Genomic DNA, 17522 nt, shown 5'->3' with positions numbered 1-17522 from the left:
CCGACCCCCCACCCACCCCCCGCGCCCCCGACCGCGACCAGCAGCGATTTCTCCCCGACGGCGACCGCCAAGTTCTCCACGACGGAGTAATCGGGGCCGAGCGCGACGGGGGTCCCCGGTCGCGCGTCCGCCCCGTCCGGCAGCCGGACCGGGCCGGCGGGACGGGCGATCCAGGCATGGCGCCCGGACGCCACCACTCCCCCAGAAAGCCGGATCTTCACCCGCCCCATGATCCTCCCGGCGGCCGCACCCGCCAACGGATTTCCGCGCGTCCGGCGATCGGTGTGGTTTTCTGTGGTCATGTACGACGTGGTCATCGCGGGCGGCGGGCACAACGGGCTGGTCGCGGCCGCCTACCTGGCACGCGCCGGGAAGCGCGTGCTGGTGCTGGAACGGCTCGGGCACTTCGGCGGGCTGGCGGTCTCGGCGCGGATCTTCCCCGGCGTGGACGCCCGCGTCTCGCGGTACTCCTACCTGGTGAGCCTGCTGCCGTCGCGGATCGTCCGCGACCTCGGCCTGGGCGTCGAGCTGCGCGGGCGGCGGTTCTCCTCGTACACGCCGGTCGGCAGAGGCGGGCTGCTGGTCGACAACGGGGACCCCGCGCGGACGGCGGCGTCCCTGGGGGCCGACGCCGACGCCTGGCGCCGCTTCTACGCGATGGCCGGACACGTCGCCGAACGCGTCGCGCCGACCCTGCTGGAACCGCTGCGCGACCGCGCGGAGCTGCGGAAGGCGGTGGACGACGAGGAGGCCTGGCGCGACCTGTTCGAGCGGCCCATCGGCGACGTCGTGGACGAGCGCTTCGCGGCCGACACCGTGCGCGGCGTCGTCCTCACCGACGCGCTGATCGGCACGTTCGCGGACACCTCGGACCCGGCGCTCCTGGCCAACCGCTGCTTCCTCTACCACGTCATCGGCGACGGGACCGGCGACTGGAACGTGCCGGTCGGCGGCATGGGCGCGGTCACCGGGGCTCTCGCCGACGCCGCCCGCGCGGCCGGGGCGGAGCTGCGGTCCGGGATGGAGGTCCTGCACGTCGACCCGGCCGGGGAGGTGGCGTTCCGGGACGCCGAAGGCGCCGAGCACGCCGTCTCGGCCCGATGGGTGCTGGTCAACATGCCCCGGGAGCGCTCGGCCGAGGGATCGCAGCTGAAGGTGAACATGGTGCTCTCGCGGCTCCCGCGACTGCGCGACCCGTCCGTCCGGCCGGAGGAGGCGTTCGCCGGCACCTTCCACATCAACGAGAGCCGGCGGCAGCTCGACGCGGCCTACAGGGACGCCCGCGAGGGCCGCGTCCCGGCCGTTCCGCCCGCCGAGGTGTACTGCCACTCGCTGACCGACCCGTCCATCCTCGGCCCGGACCTGCGGGAGGCCGGGGCGCACACGCTGACGCTGTTCGGCCTGCACATGCCGGCGCGGCTGTTCCGGGCGGATCCCGAAGGCGCGCGCGCCGCGGCGCTGCGCGCGACGCTGGCGTCCTTCGACTCGGTGCTCGCGGAGCCGATCGAGGACTGCCTCCTGCGCGCGCCGGACGGCACGCCGTGCCTGGAGGCGAAGACGCCCGTCGACCTGGAGGACGAGGTCGGCCTCCCCGGCGGCCACATCTTCCACCGCGACCTGTCGTGGCCGTTCGCCGAGGCGGCGGAGGAACGCGGGCGGTGGGGCGTCGAGACCGAGCACCCGCGCGTGCTGCTGTGCGGGGCGGGCGCCCGGCGGGGCGGCGGCGTCAGCGGCATTCCGGGCCACAACGCGGCCCGCGCCGTCCTGGGCGCCGGTCAGTAGCGCCCGCAGGCCCGGTGCAGGGCCGCGGCCACGGCCTCCGGGTCGTAGGACGGCAGCACGGCGGCCAGGTGGCCGTCCGGGCGCACGATGTGCACGGTGTCGGGGCCGGCGCGCAGGGCCGTCCGCAGCACCCCGCCGGTGTCGATGCCGTCCAGCGCGTGGACCCGGTGCGGGATGTCGGTCGGCAGCCCCCCGGCGCGCTCGCCCTGGGTGAGGACCACGAACCGCGTGCCGAACAGGCGGCGCAGGCGGGTCGGCTCGCCGTCCACGACGCAGCGGCCGTCCGGGCAGAGGACGCCCGGCACCGGCGGCCGGACGGCCCCGGGGCCGCGCGGGAAGTCCTCCCCCGGCCCGGCGGGCGTGGTCAGCGGCGAGTCCAGGTACCAGAACGGCTCGGCGAGCCTGCCCGAGTCGATGATCGTGCGGGGGTCCGGGTGCGTCCGGGCCGCCTCCAGGGCCGCCAGGCGGCGGGCCCGCTGGTCCGGGGTCTGCGGGACGAGGAACTCCATCGTCCGCGTCGTCACCCGCAGGTTCTCCTCGGCCGCCGCCCGGCGCTCGGTGTCGTAGCTGTGCAGGAGCCCGTGCGGGGCCAGGCCGCGACGGACCAACGCGAGCTTCCAGGCGAGGTTCTCCGCGTCCTGGATGCCGGAGTTCAGGCCGCGGGCGCCGAACGGCGCGTAGAGGTGGGCCGCGTCCCCGGCCAGGAACGCGCGCCCGGACGCGAACGCCGCCGCGCACCGCTCGTGGAACCGGTACACGGTCGCCCACACGATCTCGTACGGGGCGCCGCCGGTGATCCTCCGGATGCGGGCGTCCAGCGCGCCCGACCTCCGCTCGGCGTCGAGGTCGAGGTCGGCGGGGACCTGCCAGTCGATGCGCCACGTCCGGTCCGGGCACTGGTGGACCAGGACCTGGCGCCCCGGGTTCCACTCCGGGTCGAAGTAGAACCGCCGCTCGCTCGGGAACGGCAGGTCGGCCCGGATGTCGCAGATGAGGAACCGGTCGGCGAAGGTGCGGCCGGGGAATCCGATGCCGAGCAGCTCCCGGACGGCGCTGCGCCCGCCGTCCGCGCCGACCAGGTGGGTGCCGCGCACCGCGCCCCCGCCTTCGGCGCGGGCCTCGACGCCGTCCTCGTCCTGGCGCACGCCGCTGACGCGGTGTCCGTACCGGACGTCGACGAGCGGTTCCGCGGCGGCGAGGTCACGGAGCCGCGCCTCGACCTCCGCCTGGGAGATGTTGATCCAGGGCGGCACGGCGCCGCGCCCGGCGCCGGGGAAGGTGACGGCGAACAGCTCGTCGCCGCGGTGGTAGGTGCGGCCGGTCGTCCAGGTCACGCCGCGCGCGATCATCGGCTCGGCGCACCCGACGCGGTCGAGCACGTCGAGGACGTCGCGCTGGAAGCAGATCGCCCGGGATCCGGACGGGTCGCGGCGGGCGGCGGCCTCCAGCACCACGGCCGGCACGCCGTGCCGGGCCAGCAGCAGCGCCGTGACCAGGCCCACGGGCCCCGCACCCACGACGACGACCGGTTCGCTGTCGCTCACGGCTCCACCCGATCACGTCGCGGCGTTCCCGGCCACCTCCCGCGCGTTCTCGGCGGCCCGCTCGATCGTCCGGTCGGCGACGCGCCGGTCCTGCCAGCCGCGCACGTCGGTGCCCTTGCCGGGCTCCAGGCTCTTGTAGATGTCGAAGAAGTGCGCGATCTCGTCGAGGATGTGCTCGTGGACGTCCCGCAGGTCGCGGATCCCGGCGTAGCGGACGTCCCCGGCGGGCACGGTGAGGATCTTGGCGTCGGGACCGCCCTCGTCGTGCATCCAGAACACCCCGACGCTGCGCACCCTGACCACGCAGCCGGGGAAGGTGGGCTCCTCCAGCAGCACCATCGCGTCCAGCGGGTCGCCGTCCTCCGCGAGCGTGTCCGGGATGTAGCCGTAGTCCAGCGGGTACTGCGTCGAGGTGAACAGCATCCGGTCGAGCCGGATGCGGCCGAGCCGGTGGTCCATCTCGTACTTGTTGCGCGATCCCCGGGGGATCTCGACGATCATGTCGATCTCCATGAATCCCTCCCCAAGGGGAGCACTACCCCACAAGCCGGGCGGCCACCTCGGGCCGGCAGCAGGTTTCGGCGGTCGGGTGTCGGGAGGCGGGCGCCGGGAGGCGGCGGTCTCAGTGCGCGGCGGCGTTCCAGTCGGCGCCGGAGCCGATGGCGACCTCCAGGCCGACCGTGAGCGGGTAGGCGGTCGTCATCCCGGTCCGGACGATCTCCCGCACCGCGCCCTCCTCGCCGGGCGCCACCTCCAGGACGATCTCGTCGTGCACCTGGAGCAGCAGGCGGCTGGCGAGCCCGGCCGCGGTGAGCGCGTCGTCCACCCGCAGCATCGCGATCTTGACGATGTCGGCGGCGGAGCCCTGCACCGGGGCGTTCAGCGCCATCCGCTCGGCGGTCTCGCGGCGCTGCCGGTTCTCGCTGTTCAGGTGGGGCAGGTAGCGGCGGCGGCCGAGGATCGTGCGGGTGTAGCCGGTGGCCCTGGCCTCGGCGACGACGTAGGCGAGGTAGTCGCGGACGCCGCCGAGCCGCTCGAAGTAGGCGTCCATCAGCGGGCGCGCCTCGGCCACCGCGATGCCGAGCTGCTTGGCCAGGCCGAACGCCGACAGCCCGTACGCCAGCCCGTACGACATCGCCTTGATCCTGCGGCGCATGTCCGGGGTGACGGCCCCCGGGGCGGCCCCGAAGACCTGCGCGGCCATCGTGGTGTGCAGGTCCTCGCCGGACGCGAACGCCGCCAGCAGGGTCGGGTCCTGCGACAGGTGCGCCATGACGCGCAGTTCGAGCTGCCCGTAGTCGGCCGTCATCAGCGACTCGTGGCCCTCGCCGGGGGTGAAGGCGCGGCGGATGCGCCGCCCGTCCTCCGTCCGGACGGGGATGACCTGCAGGTTCGGCTCGGCGGAGCTGAGCCGGCCGGTCGCGGCGACGGTCTGCTGGAAGCTCGTGTGGATGCGGCCGTCCGCGCCGATCTCCCGGATGAGCCCGGCGACCGTGGAGCGCAGCCGCGCCTGGTCGCGGTGGCGCAGCAGGACCTGCGGCAGGCCGTTGTCGGTCCGGGTGGCGAGCCAGGTCAGCGCGTCCAGGTCGGTGGAGTACCCCGACTTGATCTTCTTGGTCCGGGGCAGGTCGAGCTCGCCGAACAGCACCTCCTGGAGCTGCTTGGTCGAGCCGGGGTTGAAGCGGCGCCCGGCGATCCCGGCGGCCTCGTCGGCGGCCCGCTCCATGGCGTCCGCGAAGTGCCGTTCCAGCTCGTGCAGGAGGCCGGCGTCCACGTGCACCCCGGCGCGCTCGGCGCGGGCGAGCAGGCGCGACAGCGGCAGCTCGACGTCCCGCAGGACCTCGTCCATGCCCGTGGACGCCAGGTCCGCGGCGAACACCCCGGCCAGGTCGAGGACGGCGCGGGCGCTCTGCATCAGCCCGGCCGCGCCCTCCTCGGACGGGCGCCGCCCGAGGTGGCGGCCCGCCAGGTCGGCGATCGCGTAGGCGGCGAGGCCGGGCAGCAGGAGGTAGGCGGCCATCGCGGTGTCGGTGGCGATCCCGTCGAGGCGCAGGCCGTGCTCGCCGAGGACGCGCAGCAGCGACTTCACGTCGTGCAGCGCCTTGGGCCGGTCCGCGTCGGCCAGCCAGGCGGCGAAGGCCCGCTCGTCCTCCGCGGCAAGGGCGGCGGGCTCGAACGACGCCGCGTGCCCGTCGCCGGCGGCCAGCGCGATCCGGTCGATGCCGCCCGCGCCGCGCGCCCACGTGTAGTCGGCGGCGAGCCCGGTCAGGCGGGTCGCGTGAGCGTCCAGCCAGCCGGGCAGCTCGCCCGGCTCCAGCTCCCGCCCCAGGATCGGCTCCGGCCCGTCCTCCTCCGGGGGACGTCCGCCGCCGGGGTCGGCGGCGAACAGGCGCTGGCGGAGGCTGGCGTTGCGGAACTCCAGCTCGTCGAGCAGGGAGGTGAAGGCGGCCAGGTCGTACGGGCGCCGCCGCAGGTCGGCGGGCGCCACCGGGAGGTCGAGGTCGCGGACGAGCTCGGTCAGCCGCCGGTTCAGCCGAACCGTTCCGGCGGCGGCGCGCAGCTTCTCCCCCGCCTTGCCCTTCACCTCGCCGGCGCGCTCCAGCAGGGCGTCGAGCGACCCGAACTCGCGGACCCACCTGGCGGCCGTCTTCTCCCCGATCCCGGGGATGCTCGGAAGGTTGTCGGACGGGTCGCCGCGCAGCGCCGCGAAGTCGGGGTACTGGGCCGGGGTCAGCCCGTACCTCTCCTGGACCGCGCCGGGCGTGTACCGGATCATCTCCGACGCCGTCCGGTAGTAGTACAGGACGGTGACGCGGTCGCTGACGAGCTGGAGCACGTCCCGGTCGCCGGTGACGATCAGCACGTCCATGCCGCCGGCCTCCGCGGCCGCCGCCAGCGTCGCGATGACGTCGTCGGCCTCGTAGCCGGGGGCGCGCAGCACCGGCACGCTCATCGCGGCGAGCAGCCGGTCCAGGATCGGGAGCTGGCTGCCGAACTCGCTCGGCGACCGCGCCCGGGTCGCCTTGTAGTCGGGGAACGCCTCGGTGCGGAACGTCTGCCGGGAGACGTCGAACGCGACGGCCGCGTGCGTGGGGCGCTCGTCCCGCAGGACGTTGGCGAGCATGTTGGCGAACCCGTACACGACGTTGGTCGGCTGCCCGGAGGCGGTGCTGAAGTTCTCGACCGGCAGCGCGTAGAAGGCTCGGTAGGCCAGCGAGTGGCCGTCCAGGAGCAGCAGGCGGGGCCGGTCGGTCATGCGTCACATCCTGGCACCGGGGGCCGGGGCATGAAACCGCCCGCGGGGGTGTTGGCACCGGCATGACCAAGATCGAACTGGGCCGGCTCGGGATCTGGTGCCCCTGGCCGCTCCTGGACCCGGAACTGGCCAGAGACGTCGAGGAGCTCGGCTACGGCGCGATCTGGATCGGGGCCTCGCCCGGCGATCCGGACATCGCCGGGCGCGTCCTCGCCGCGACCGACCGCATCGTGGTCGCCACCGGCATCGTGAACATGTGGAGCACGCCGGCCGAGGAGGCCGCCGCGGGCTACCACCGGCTGAACGACGCGCACGGCGGCCGCTTCCTGCTCGGCGCCGGCATCGGCCACCGGGAGCGGGACCAGGAGTACCGCAGCCCGTACGAGACGATCGTGGACTACCTCGACCGGCTGGACGCCGGGAACGTCCCGGCGGAAGGGCGGGTCCTCGCCGCGCTGGGGCCGAAGGTGCTGCGGCTGGCGGCAGAGCGCGCCGCAGGCGCCCACCCGTACCTGACCACGCCCGAGCACACCAGGTCGGCGCGGGAGGTCCTGGGGGCCGGCCCGCTGCTCGCGCCGGAGCAGAAGGTCGTGCTCGAACCCGATCCGGTACGCGCCCGCGCGATCGCCCGGGAGACCCTGGGCCGCTACCTCGGCCTGCGCAACTACGTCGCCAGCTTCGAGCGGCTGGGGTTCACCGGCGACGACTTCGCCGGCGGCGGCAGCGACGCGCTCGTGGACGCCCTGGTCGCGCACGGCGACGCGGCGGCGGTGACCGAGCGGCTGACCGCCCATCTGGACGCGGGGGCGGACAGCGTCGCCGTCCAGGTGCTGACCGAGCCGGGCGGCGACCCCCGTCCCGCGCTGCGGGCGATCGCCGACGTGATGCTCTGACCTTGTTTCCGACCAGGGGCCGTGGCGGGGGCCGCACAAGGTGAGGGACGCGCCCTGTGCGGGGCGCGTCCCTCGGGGTGAGCGGTCCTGCCGGAGTCCTACCGGGTCGCGTGGTTGCCGATCTCGTCGGGCACCATGCGCTTCCTGGGCTGCGCCTGCCGGCGGGCGAGCTCGTTGCCGTTGACCGTCAGGGTGCTGTGCGCGAACAGCTCGGTGACGGCGGAGGTGGCGTCGATCATCTGGTCGAAGCCCTTCAGGTCCACGTTGTCGTAGGTGTCGCAGGCCTGGTGGTAGCACGGGTCGTAGGCGAGGCCCGCGGTTCCGCCGTACACCTTCGCCTGCTCGGGGGTCTTGATGCCCTCGGCGCCGGTGAACAGGCCGCCGGCGGGGATGCCGACGGAGATGAAGGCGTCGTAGTCGGAGCGCCCGTTGAACGGCGTCGGGTCGGTGGCGAGCTTGCGCTTGGCGAAGTAGTCGGTGAACGCCTTCTCGATCGCGCCGGAGCCCGCGGGGGCCTCCACGTTGTTCTCGCCCGCGCTGTTGTCGCCGTCGTAGACGAAGTTCACGTAGTTGGGCGAGGCGAGCATGTCGAAGTCGAGCATCAGGGCGACCTTGGCGCGCTCGGCCTCCGGGAGGTTGTCGACGTAGTACTGCGAGCCGAGCAGGCCCTCCTCCTCGGCGCCCCAGAAGGCGAACCGCACCTTGTTGTGCACCTTGGAGCCGAGCTTGTTGATCTGCTTGGCCATCTCCAGCAGCGTCGCGGTGCCCGAGCCGTCGTCGTTGATGCCCGGTCCGGCGGTGACGCTGTCGTTGTGCGCGCCCACCACCACGACGTTGTCGGCCCTGCCGCGCTTGGTGTCGGCGATGACGTTGGCGGCCTTGCGCCGGTCGTTCAGGGTGTCGGTCTTCACCCGGAGCGTGACGCCGCCGTTCTGCGCCTGCTGGACGAGGGCCTTGCCGACCGCGTTCGTCGGGCCGACCACCGGGATGCCGTACGGCTTGGTCAGCGTCCCGCCGACCGGGCCCGGCTGGTCGGGCAGCTGGTAGATGACGACGGCGGCCGCGCCGGCGGCGATGGCGTTGTCGGTCTTCAGGGAGAAGAAGCAGCCGCCGCGCTGGATCAGCGCGATGTGGCCCTTCGGGAACCCGGCGAAGTCGCCGGCCTCGCAGCCGCTGCCGTCCCCGGTCGCCTCCGGGTCGACGGGCGTGGCCGCGGCGGTGACGTCGCCCGACCCGGAGTACTGGAGCGTCTCGAAGTCGCTGTGCGGCGCGAAGGTCTTCGGAGTGGGCGCGGTCTCGGCGAGGACCGGCTCCGACCGCTCCTCCCAGTAGTCGAACTCGAACTCCTGGACCGTCGGGGTGTATCCGGCCCGCTTGAGCTGGTCCGCGATGTACTTGATGGTGATCTTGTTACCGGGGAGCCCCGCGGCCCGGTTGCCGCCGTTGGCATCCGAGATCTTCTGCAGGTTCAGCTGGTGGTGCCGGACGTTCTTCAGCGTGACCAGCTTGGCCAGCTTGGACTGGGCCGGCCCGGCGGCTTGGGAGGGCACCGCGGCCACGGTGGTGGCGGCGAGCGACAACCCGGCGAGGACGGCTAGCGCGGCTCTGCGCATGCTCGGTCTCCGTTGGTGGGGGGACAAAGTAAACCGAAGCCTGACATGCGTCATTTTTTGCAACAAGACACGACTCTGCATCGAAACGGCCAATATTGGCCTCGTTTTTCACGGCGGTCCCACGTCCGCCGCACCCCGGCCGGTTTCTCCGGGACCGGTCCACGAACCTCCGCCGAGTTGATCATTAAGCCCCGGAAAACATCCGGAAAACAAGATCATCTATTTCCGGATCTGGCCGCTGACCTGCGACGACATCGCGGAGGAGACGAGCGTTGCGCAGGCGCCGCGGGCCCGGGCGGCGCGTGCGCGCGGCGTCGGCCGCGGGGACGCTCGGGCGCCCCGGTTCACGCGGTGCACGCGAGAGGTCACAAGTCGCCGCAGGTGAGGCCACTGGTACCCGGCAAATCGAACTAAGTATGCTCCGGTGCCGCCAGGTCGGTCGGGGACGACCGGGATCGAGGACGATCAGGAGTGTGGGCCGGTGACGAAGCCCGAGCAGGTTCATGGCTCCCATGAGCGGGCGCGTACGCGGCCGGTCGGGCGGCGGATCGCGATGCTGCTCGCCATCCCGCTCGCCGCGCTGGTGGCGCTGTGGGCGTTCTCGGCCGGGACGACGCTGTCCGCCGCGCTGCAGCGGACCGACTTCACGCGGATGTACAAGGACATCGGGCTGCCCGCCGGCGCCGTCATCGGGACGCTCCAGCGCGAGCGCGCCGCCGCCGTCGTCGTGCTGAAGGCGCGGACCGGCGCCAGCGCCCGGGCCTACGAGGGCGTCGCGGGCAGGACCGACGCCGCCGTGGCGGCCTTCCGCTCGTCGGCCTTCAAGCCCGACCTCAGGGACGCGATGAGCCCGGAGATCTGGGAGCGCATGAAGGCGCTGAGCGCCAGCCTCGACCAGCTCGAGCCGCTGCGGACCCAGATCACCCAGGGCGCGGCCAGCACGGTGCAGGCCATCGACGCCTACAGCGGCTTCTCCGACACGACGTTCCGGCTGCTGACGACGTTCGTCAGCGTCGACGACACCTCCGTCTACCGGCAGAGCTCCGGGATCATGCACTTCTCGTGGGCGAGCGACTTCATGCTGCGCGAGGACGCCCTGCTGTCCGCGGTCGGCGCGCACCGGCTGAACGCGGCCGAGCGCATGGCCTTCGCGGGCTGGGCCGGCAACCGGGAGGAGTTCCTCTCGCTCGCCCGCGCCGAGGTGACCGGCGAGATCTCCCGGGTCATGGAGGGGGTCGCCACGTCCTCCGCCTACGGCAGCTTCACCTCGATGGAGAGCCAGATCCGCTGGCAGGGCCTCAGCCCGGGCGTCCGGGAGTGGCGGGCGGTCACGCAGGAGCTGACGCCGCTGTGGCAGAAGGCCTCCTCCCGCGCCGGCGACGTCCTGAACGACGAGCTCGTCGGGCCCGCCGGACGGCAGATCATGCTGCGCTTCTTCCTGGCCTGCGTCGTGGGCCTGCTGATCGTGGCCGCCTCGGTCGCGGTGCCGGTGCTGTTCGCCCGGCGGCTCGCGCAGGAGCTGCGCGACCTGCAGGCGTCGGCGCAGCGGCTCGCGCACGAGCGGCTGCCCGCGGTCGTGGCCCGGCTGCGGCGCGGCGAGAAGGTCGACGTCGACGCGGAGGCGCCGCGCCCGGAGCCTGGGCGCACGCGGGAGATCGCCCTGGTCGCCGACGCGTTCGACGCCGTCCAGCGGACGGCCGTGAGCACCGCGGTCGGCGAGGCCGAGCTGCGCGCCAGCATCAACCGGGTCTTCGTCAACCTGTCGTGGCGCAGCCAGTCGCTGCTGCACCGGCAGCTGCGGCTGCTGGACCAGATGGAGCGGCGCGCGTCCAGCCCCGAGGAGCTGGACGACCTGTTCCGCCTCGACCACCTCACCACCCGCATGCGGCGGCACGCCGAGGGCCTGGTCATCCTGTCCGGGTCGCCGACCGTCCGCGCCTGGGACCATCCGGTCGCCGCGGAGGACGTGGTGCGGGCCGCGATCGCCGAGGTGGAGGACTACACGCGGGTGGAGGTGACCGGCGCGTCGTCGGCCGCGGTCACCGGCGACGTCGTCGCCGACGTCATCCACCTGCTCGCCGAGCTGATCGAGAACGCGGCGTCGTTCTCCCCGCCGGCCACCGAGGTCACCGTCAAGATCGAGTCCGTGGCCAACGGGCTGGCCGTGGAGGTCGTCGACCGCGGCGTCGGACTGGAGGCCGACGAGCTGGAGGAGCTGAACCGGCGGCTCGCCAGCGCCGTGGAGTTCGACCTGGTCGACACCGAGCGGCTCGGCCTGTTCGTCGTCGCGCGCCTCGCCGCCCGGCACGGGATCCAGGTGTCGCTGCAGCCGTCCCCGTACGGAGGGACGACCGCGATCGTCCTCGTGCCGCACGCGCTGGTCGTCTTCGACGACGACTGGCACATGGGCCGCGGCCACGCCGGTGCGCCGCAGCCGGTCGGGTCGGCGGCGTCCGCGGGCATGGGCCCGGCACGGCTCGGCCGCCCGTCGCGTCCGGCGCTGCCCGGCCGGATCGTCCAGGACCGGACGTCCGGCGAGCCCGCCGGGCTGCCCGCCGGGCGGGGCCCCGTGCCGCCGCCGGCGCCGCCGCCCGAGCCGCTCCTCGACCCGCCCCTCGACCAGGCACGGCCGTTCGCGGACCGTGAGCCGCCGAACGGCGCCGGACCGGAGCCGGGCGGGGTGGAGGACAGCGAGGTCACGGGACGGCTCCCGCGCCGGGTCCGGCAGGGCTCCCTGGCCCCGCAGCTGCGCGGGCGGTCCGCGCCGCGGCACGCCCAGCCCGCCCCGGCGGGCGAGGACGACTTCGAAGAACCGAGCCCGGAGCTCAGCCGCGACCTGATGGCGTCGCTGCAGTCGGGATGGCTGCGCGGCAGGGTCGACGACGAGCCGGGCGAACTGGATCCACGCGATGAATGGGGGGAGTCATGATGCGGCAGGGCAACGCCGGCGGTGAACTCGACTGGCTGCTCGACGATCTGGTGCAGCGGGTCGGGGAGGTCCGCCAAGCCGTCCTGCTGTCCAGGGACGGGCTGGTCATGGGCGCCTCCGGGGACGTCACCCGCAAGGACGCCGAGTTCCTCGCGGCGCTGTCGTCGGGCTTCCACAGCCTGGCCAACGGCGCCCGCGAGCACTTCCAGGCCAAGCAGGTGCGGCAGACCGTCGTCGAACTGGACGGCCTGCTGTTCTTCGTCATGCCCGCGGGCAACGGGAGCTGCCTCGCCGTGCTGAGCGACGCGGGCGGCAACGCGGGGCTGGTCGCCTACGAGACGACCATGCTGATCAAGCGGGTGCGGCGCACGCTGTCGACCCAGCCGCGCGGCGCCGAGGCGCAGGATCCGCCGGTCCGCTCGGGCGCGTCAGGCTAGAGCCGGCCGTGGAGAGCCCGAGAGAGCGCTGGGTCGGGTCGGACGCCGGCCCGGTCGTCCGGCCCTACGCGGTGACCCGCGGGCGCACCCGCCCCCGCGGGCTCGTCCTGGACCTGGTGGCCATCCTCGTCGCGACCGGCCGGACCCCGGCCGACCGCGTCTGGCTGTCGCGCGAGCAGCGGCGGCTGCTGGAGCTGTGCCGGCGGCCCTCCACGCCCGCCGACCTCGCCTCGGAGACCGACCTGCCGCTGCGGGTCGTGCAGATCCTGCTGGAGGACCTGTACCAGTACGGCCTGATCGAGGAGATGCCGCAGGCCGCGCAGACCGAACGTCCCGACCCCCGCATCCTCATGAGAGTGCTCGATGAACTCCGCCGCCTTTGACCCGACCGCCGGCGCGCACGGGCGCGACGACGACGTCCCGCTCCACACCCTGAAGGTCCTGGTGGCCGGCGGCTTCGGCGTCGGCAAGACCACGCTGGTGAGCGCGGTGAGCGAGGTCCGCCCGCTGCGCACCGAGGAGGTCCTCACCGACGCCTCCGTGGGCGTCGACGACCTCGGCGGCGTGGAGGGCAAGACCACCACGACCGTGGCGATGGACTTCGGCCGGCTGACGTTCTCCGGCGGCGTCCGGCTGTACCTGTTCGGCACGCCGGGCCAGGAGCGCTTCTGGTTCATGTGGGACCAGATCGCCTACGGCGCGGTCGGCGCGATCGTCCTGGTCGACACGCGGCGGCTCAGCACGAGCTTCGCCGCCATCGACTTCTTCGAGCAGCGGGGGCTCCCGTTCGTCATCGCGGCGAACCGCTTCGAGGGCGCCCGCCGCTACACCGTGGAGGAGATCCGCGACGCGCTCGACGTCGACCGGGAGGTCCCGGTCATGATGTGCGACGTGCGGAGCCGGGAGGTGGCGCGCGGCGTCCTGGTGGCCCTCGTCGAGCACGCCCTGCAGTCGGCCCAGAACTAACCGGCCGCCATGCGGGCCACGATGAGGGACGCTAGCGCGGCGTAGGCGGCCGAGTCGTCCAGGCCGGTCTGCGCCTTGATCTCGCCGCGGTGGATGGACTCCATCACCTGCCCCGCGACGGCGCCGACGAACGCGGCGTCGCCGCCGGGGGCCGCCTCCCGGACGAGGCCCTGCACGCGCCGCACGGCGTACCGCGTGTTGCGCTTGTAGATCTCCCGCGCGGGGGCGAACGCATCCAGGTCGGCGAAGAACGCGGCGGACGCGGGGGCCAGCTCGTCGGAGATCGCCCGCAGGTAGGCGCCGACGCGCTCACGCGGGTCGGCGCTGCCGTCGAGCACGGCCTCCACGCGCTCGGTGGCCCGGCGGAAGAAGGCCCGCACCACGGCCACGATGATCTGCTCCCGGCTCGCCGCGACCGAGTAGAGCGTGCTCTTGGAGCAGTGCAGCCGCGCGGCCAGGTCCGCGACGCCCAGCTCGGCGAAGCCGTGCTCCAGGAAGAGCTCCATGAGCCGGTCGATCAGCACCTCGCGCCGCCGCGTCGCCCGGGTCGCCCGCTCGTCCACCGAGGTCATGACGGCGAGAGTACCAAATCGGGTTCGCCAGTACTGTCTTTGGTACTGTTGGCCTGCCGAAAGGAGACCGCCCATGCCCGCCACCCGGCACCTGCCGACCTCCGAGTCCGAGGACCTGATCGCGCTCACCCGCGAGATCGCGGCCAAGGAGCTCGCGCCGCGCGTCGACGACGCCGAGCGGACCGGGGCGTTCCCCCGCGAGGTGTTCGCGACGCTGGGCCGGGCGGGGCTGCTGACGCTGCCGTACCCGGAGGAGTTCGGCGGCGGCGGCCAGCCCTACGAGATCTACCTCCAGGTCCTGGAGGAGATCGGGGCGGCCTGGGCGAGCGTCGGCGTCGGCGTCAGCGTGCACGCCCTGTCCTGCTTCCCCCTCTTCGCCTACGGCACCGACGAGCAGCGCGCCCGGTGGCTGCCCGACATGCTCTCCGGCGAGCGCCTCGGCGCGTACTGCCTGTCGGAGGCGCACGCGGGCTCCGACCCGGCCGCGATGCGCGCCAAGGCCGTCCGCGACGGCGACTCCTACGTCCTCAACGGCGCCAAGGCCTGGACGACCCACGGCGGCAAGGCCGACTTCTACACCGTCATGGCCCGCACGTCGGCGGAGAAGTCGCGCGGCATCTCCTGCTTCCACGTCCCCGCCGGCACGCCCGGCCTGGAGTTCGACGCGCCCGAGGACAAGATGGGCCTGATGGGCTCCACCACCGCGACCGTCCGGCTGGTGGACGCCCGCGTCCCCGCCGACCACCTGATCGGCCACGAGGGCCAGGGCCTGTCCATCGCCCTCGCCGGCCTGGACGCGGGCCGCCTCGGCATCGCGGCCGTCGCCACCGGCCTCGCCCAGGGCGCGCTCGACACCGCCGTCGCCTACGCCAAGGAGCGCGAGGCGTTCGGCAAGGCGATCATCGACCACCAGGGGCTCGCCTTCGTCCTGGCCGACATGGCCGCCGCCGTCGAGTCGTCCCGCGCCACCTACCTGGCGGCCGCCCGCCTCAAGGACGCGGACCGCCCGTACGGCCGCGAGGCGTCCATCGCCAAGCTGGTCGCCACCGACAGCGCCATGAAGGTCACCACCGACGCCGTCCAGGTCCTGGGCGGCGCCGGCTACACCCGCGACTTCCCGGTCGAGCGCTTCATGCGCGAGGCCAAGGTCATGCAGATCTTCGAGGGCACCAACCAGATCCAGCGCCTGGTGATCTCCCGCCACCTCGCCCGCTAGCCGGATTCGACGCCGCGCTCGCGTAGTTCGCGGCGGATGTCGGCGGCGGTGAACGGGGAGCCGTCGGCCAGTTCCTCGGGGGCGACGCCCTCGCGGGCCGCGTCCGCGTAGGCGTTCAGCAGGTCGTCCCTCGCGGCTTCGACCTGTTCCGCGAGGTCGCAGTACCGGGTGGTGGCGAGCTTGACCTTCGCGCCGGCTTCTTCAGGACCCATGCGGCACACCTACCCGAACCGGAGCGCATCGTTCATGGGTGGTTTGTGCGGCGTGTCACGGTCTGCCGTCGGCCGGGGACCTACCGTCGGGTCATGTGGCAGTTCGTCGTGTGGGGGCTCATGGGGGCGGCGGCCAACCGCACGCTGGCCTTCCTCGAGGCGAACCGGCGCGTGAAGGGGCCGCCGTGGCGGTACCCGAAGGGGCCGGGCGGCCGGTACTACCTGTTCGCGTGCGCCCTGCACTGCATGCTCGCCGCGATGGTGACCTCGGCGGCCGCGGCGAGCGATCTGATCGACGCGCCGTGGGCGGCGTTCGCGTGCGGTGCGAGCGCCCCGGCCGTCATGGCGAAGCTCGGGCGGTACGCGCTCTGGGCGCTCCCGCCGGGCCCGGACGGCGACGTTGAGGACGACGGGCCTGGCCAGGCCGGATGAATGGGGGATGCGATGCCGAGTCCTGAGCACGGCTGGAAGAGGCTGCTGGTGGCGTTCTCCGACGCGCCGGCCGCGGGCGGGCCGGGTTCGGCGGCGCCCGGCGGAGCGGGCCGGGCGCGGCGGCTGCTGGAGGCGTTCTCGGACGCCTCCCCCGCGTTCGCCGCCGGCGGCCTCGCTCCCGCGCCCTCGGCCGCGGCCGATCTCGGACGGGCGCTCGCGCGGGGGGTCGTGGCGTTCGGCGTCCTCGGCGCGGCGTGCACCGCGTGGGCGGCCGCGGCCACGGGGACGCCGGCCGCGGCGCTGGTCGCCGCGTTCACGTTCGCCGTGCTGGCCCTGTTCGTCGCGCCGCTGCTGGAGTTCGCGCGCGCCAGGGCCGCGGCGGCCCGGGCGCAGGTCGTCCGCGCGCGGTCCGCCGGCCGGGGCGAGCGGTTCAGGGAGAGCTTCTGGCACGCGCTCGGCTCCGACGAGCGCGACGCCGTCCGCGGCGTCGCGCGCCCGCGCACCTTCGGGCCGGGCGCGCCGGTCCTGCGGCAGGGATACCCGGCCGAATACGTCGTCGTCATCCACTCGGGCTGGACGAAGGTCCGCGTCGACCGGGCGGGCGAGGAGCTGATCGTGGCCGTCCGCGGCCCCGGCGACCTCATCGGCGAGCGCGCGCTGTTCGAGGGGGACGACTGGTCGGCCACCGTCATCGCGCTCGACACCGTCGAGGCGCTCGTCGTCGGCGCGGCGGACTTCCGGCGCGTCGTGGAGCGGTACCCGGGCGTGCAGTCGGTGCTGGAGAAGCAGGCGCACGACCGCACCGTCGAGGCGGCGGCCCGCACTTCGGGCACCGAGCTCGCCGACACCGAGCGCCGGCTGGCCGCGCTGTTCACCACGCTGTCGCCGGCGCGGGACGGGGTGCTCCCGCTGACGGGCACCGAGCTGGCGGGCTGGACGTCGTCGTCGCCGGCGGCGGTGGCCAGCGTGCTCCGCGAGTGGGACGGCGCGGGGCTCGTCCGCGCCGAGGACGGGACGATCAGCGTCCTGGACCCGGCCCGGCTGGAGCGGCTCACCGCGGCCGGCGGGCCGCGTCCGGAGGCCGTGTCCGGGACCCTCTTCCTCACGGGGCAGGACTGCACGGTCCTGTTCGCCGACGTGGTGGGGTTCGACTCCCCGGCCTGGACCGAGGCGGACCGCGCGGCCGTCCGGCGGGTGCTGTTCCGGTCGCTGGAGGAGTCGTTCGCCGCCGCCGGGGTGCCCTGGGCCGCCTGCCACCGCGAGGACCGCGGGGACGGGCTGCTGCTCGTTGTCCCGCCCGGGGTCCCGGTGAGCGCGGCGGCGGACCCGCTGGTGCGGGCGCTCGCCGAGCGCATCGCCCGGCACAACGGGGGCGCGGCCGAGGGCCTGCGCTTCCAGGTGCGGGTCGCGCTCGACACGGGCCCGGTCCTCGCCGGGCCGGACGGGATCAGCGGGGACGCGCTCTCCCGCGCCACCCGGCTGCTGGACGCGGACGTGCTTCGCCGGCGGATGGCGTCCGGCGCGGGCGTCCTCGGGCTCATCGCCTCCCCCGCGGTCCACCGGACGGTCGCCGGAAGCGCACCGGGCTTCGAGCCTGTCGAGCTGGACGGGCCCGGCACCGCGTGGCTGCGGATCCATCCGGCGGCGACGACGGAGGGATGACGCGGGAA

At 74.1% G+C, this 17522-nt stretch carries 16 protein-coding genes; 9 read left to right on the top strand and 7 right to left on the bottom strand.

Features of this window, described 5'->3' with window-relative positions; all coding sequences use genetic code 11:
• Nucleotides 1-221, bottom strand: a 221-nt coding sequence (locus ABWI07_RS35085; protein ID WP_353821201.1) for a hypothetical protein, incomplete at its 3' end; no start/stop codon positions are given.
• Nucleotides 222-300: 79 nt separating this feature from the next.
• Between ABWI07_RS35085 and ABWI07_RS35080 the strand changes: the two genes are divergently transcribed.
• Nucleotides 301-1782 (top strand): phytoene desaturase family protein, encoded by a 1482-nt coding sequence (locus ABWI07_RS35080; RefSeq protein ID WP_149263267.1) that lies wholly within the window; start codon nucleotides 301-303, stop codon nucleotides 1780-1782.
• On the opposite strand, the gene ABWI07_RS35075 is transcribed toward ABWI07_RS35080, so the two are convergent.
• The 3 genes from ABWI07_RS35075 to polA all read right to left on the bottom strand — a co-directional run bounded on the left by ABWI07_RS35075 (nucleotide 1776) and on the right by polA (nucleotide 6582).
• Nucleotides 1776-3326: an FAD-dependent monooxygenase gene (locus ABWI07_RS35075; RefSeq protein WP_353821200.1), complete on the bottom strand. Its 1551-nt coding sequence runs from the start codon at nucleotides 3324-3326 to the stop codon at nucleotides 1776-1778. The genes ABWI07_RS35080 and ABWI07_RS35075 overlap by 7 nt on opposite strands.
• Before the next feature lie 12 nt (nucleotides 3327-3338).
• The gene (locus tag ABWI07_RS35070; protein WP_149263265.1) at nucleotides 3339-3839 is read right to left on the bottom strand and encodes an inorganic diphosphatase; all 501 of its coding nucleotides are present in this window, start codon (nucleotides 3837-3839) and stop codon (nucleotides 3339-3341) included.
• 109 nt (nucleotides 3840-3948) lie between these two features.
• A complete protein-coding gene (gene polA / locus ABWI07_RS35065; RefSeq protein WP_353821199.1) occupies nucleotides 3949-6582 on the bottom strand; it encodes a DNA polymerase I in 2634 nt (877 codons plus the stop codon).
• 62 nt (nucleotides 6583-6644) lie between these two features.
• On the opposite strand from polA, the gene ABWI07_RS35060 reads away from it, so the two are divergent.
• Entirely contained in the window at nucleotides 6645-7475 is an 831-nt protein-coding gene (locus ABWI07_RS35060; RefSeq protein WP_149263263.1) for an LLM class F420-dependent oxidoreductase, read from the top strand.
• Nucleotides 7476-7573: 98 nt separating this feature from the next.
• Here the strand turns inward: ABWI07_RS35060 and ABWI07_RS35055 are convergent, their stop codons facing one another.
• Nucleotides 7574-9088 (bottom strand): M28 family metallopeptidase, encoded by a 1515-nt coding sequence (locus ABWI07_RS35055; RefSeq protein ID WP_149263262.1) that lies wholly within the window; start codon nucleotides 9086-9088, stop codon nucleotides 7574-7576.
• 481 nt (nucleotides 9089-9569) lie between these two features.
• Here ABWI07_RS35055 and ABWI07_RS35050 point away from each other — a divergent pair, with 481 nt between their 5' ends.
• The 4 genes from ABWI07_RS35050 to ABWI07_RS35035 are packed head-to-tail and all read left to right on the top strand — an operon-like array spanning nucleotide 9570 to nucleotide 13420.
• Nucleotides 9570-12017 (top strand): sensor histidine kinase, encoded by a 2448-nt coding sequence (locus ABWI07_RS35050; protein ID WP_149263261.1) that lies wholly within the window; start codon nucleotides 9570-9572, stop codon nucleotides 12015-12017.
• Nucleotides 12014-12454 (top strand): roadblock/LC7 domain-containing protein, encoded by a 441-nt coding sequence (locus ABWI07_RS35045; protein WP_308800931.1) that lies wholly within the window; start codon nucleotides 12014-12016, stop codon nucleotides 12452-12454. Before ABWI07_RS35050 ends, ABWI07_RS35045 begins: the two co-directional genes overlap by 4 nt.
• A gap of 8 nt (nucleotides 12455-12462) precedes the next feature.
• Complete coding sequence (locus tag ABWI07_RS35040; RefSeq protein WP_149263260.1) at nucleotides 12463-12837, top strand: DUF742 domain-containing protein; 375 nt, start codon at nucleotides 12463-12465, stop codon at nucleotides 12835-12837.
• Nucleotides 12818-13420, top strand: coding sequence for a GTP-binding protein (locus ABWI07_RS35035; protein ID WP_149263259.1), 603 nt, complete (start codon nucleotides 12818-12820; stop codon nucleotides 13418-13420). The genes ABWI07_RS35040 and ABWI07_RS35035 overlap by 20 nt, the downstream gene beginning before the upstream one ends.
• On the opposite strand, the gene ABWI07_RS35030 is transcribed toward ABWI07_RS35035, so the two are convergent.
• Nucleotides 13417-13992: a TetR/AcrR family transcriptional regulator gene (locus tag ABWI07_RS35030; RefSeq protein WP_149263258.1), complete on the bottom strand. Its 576-nt coding sequence runs from the start codon at nucleotides 13990-13992 to the stop codon at nucleotides 13417-13419. The two genes, ABWI07_RS35035 and ABWI07_RS35030, sit on opposite strands and share 4 nt — an antisense overlap.
• A gap of 73 nt (nucleotides 13993-14065) precedes the next feature.
• Between ABWI07_RS35030 and ABWI07_RS35025 the strand changes: the two genes are divergently transcribed.
• Nucleotides 14066-15208 carry an acyl-CoA dehydrogenase family protein gene (locus ABWI07_RS35025; RefSeq protein ID WP_353821198.1) on the top strand — a complete coding sequence of 381 codons (1143 nt, stop codon included), beginning with the start codon at nucleotides 14066-14068 and terminating at the stop codon, nucleotides 15206-15208.
• Here the strand turns inward: ABWI07_RS35025 and ABWI07_RS35020 are convergent.
• Entirely contained in the window at nucleotides 15205-15420 is a 216-nt protein-coding gene (locus ABWI07_RS35020) for a hypothetical protein (protein WP_149263256.1), read from the bottom strand. The genes ABWI07_RS35025 and ABWI07_RS35020 overlap by 4 nt on opposite strands.
• 93 nt (nucleotides 15421-15513) lie before the next feature.
• On the opposite strand from ABWI07_RS35020, the gene ABWI07_RS35015 reads away from it, so the two are divergent.
• Both ABWI07_RS35015 and ABWI07_RS35010 read left to right on the top strand, forming a co-directional pair.
• Nucleotides 15514-15852, top strand: coding sequence for a hypothetical protein (locus ABWI07_RS35015; RefSeq protein WP_149263255.1), 339 nt, complete (start codon nucleotides 15514-15516; stop codon nucleotides 15850-15852).
• A 12-nt stretch (nucleotides 15853-15864) separates the two neighbouring features.
• A complete protein-coding gene (locus tag ABWI07_RS35010) occupies nucleotides 15865-17514 on the top strand; it encodes a cyclic nucleotide-binding domain-containing protein (RefSeq protein ID WP_160161127.1) in 1650 nt (549 codons plus the stop codon).
• The last annotated feature ends 8 nt before the right edge of the window (nucleotides 17515-17522 follow it).

The sequence above is a fragment of the Actinomadura sp. NPDC000600 genome, assembly GCF_040492135.1.
Lineage (GTDB): Bacteria > Actinomycetota > Actinomycetes > Streptosporangiales > Streptosporangiaceae > Spirillospora.
This window is presented reverse-complemented; position numbering and strand designations above follow the sequence as displayed.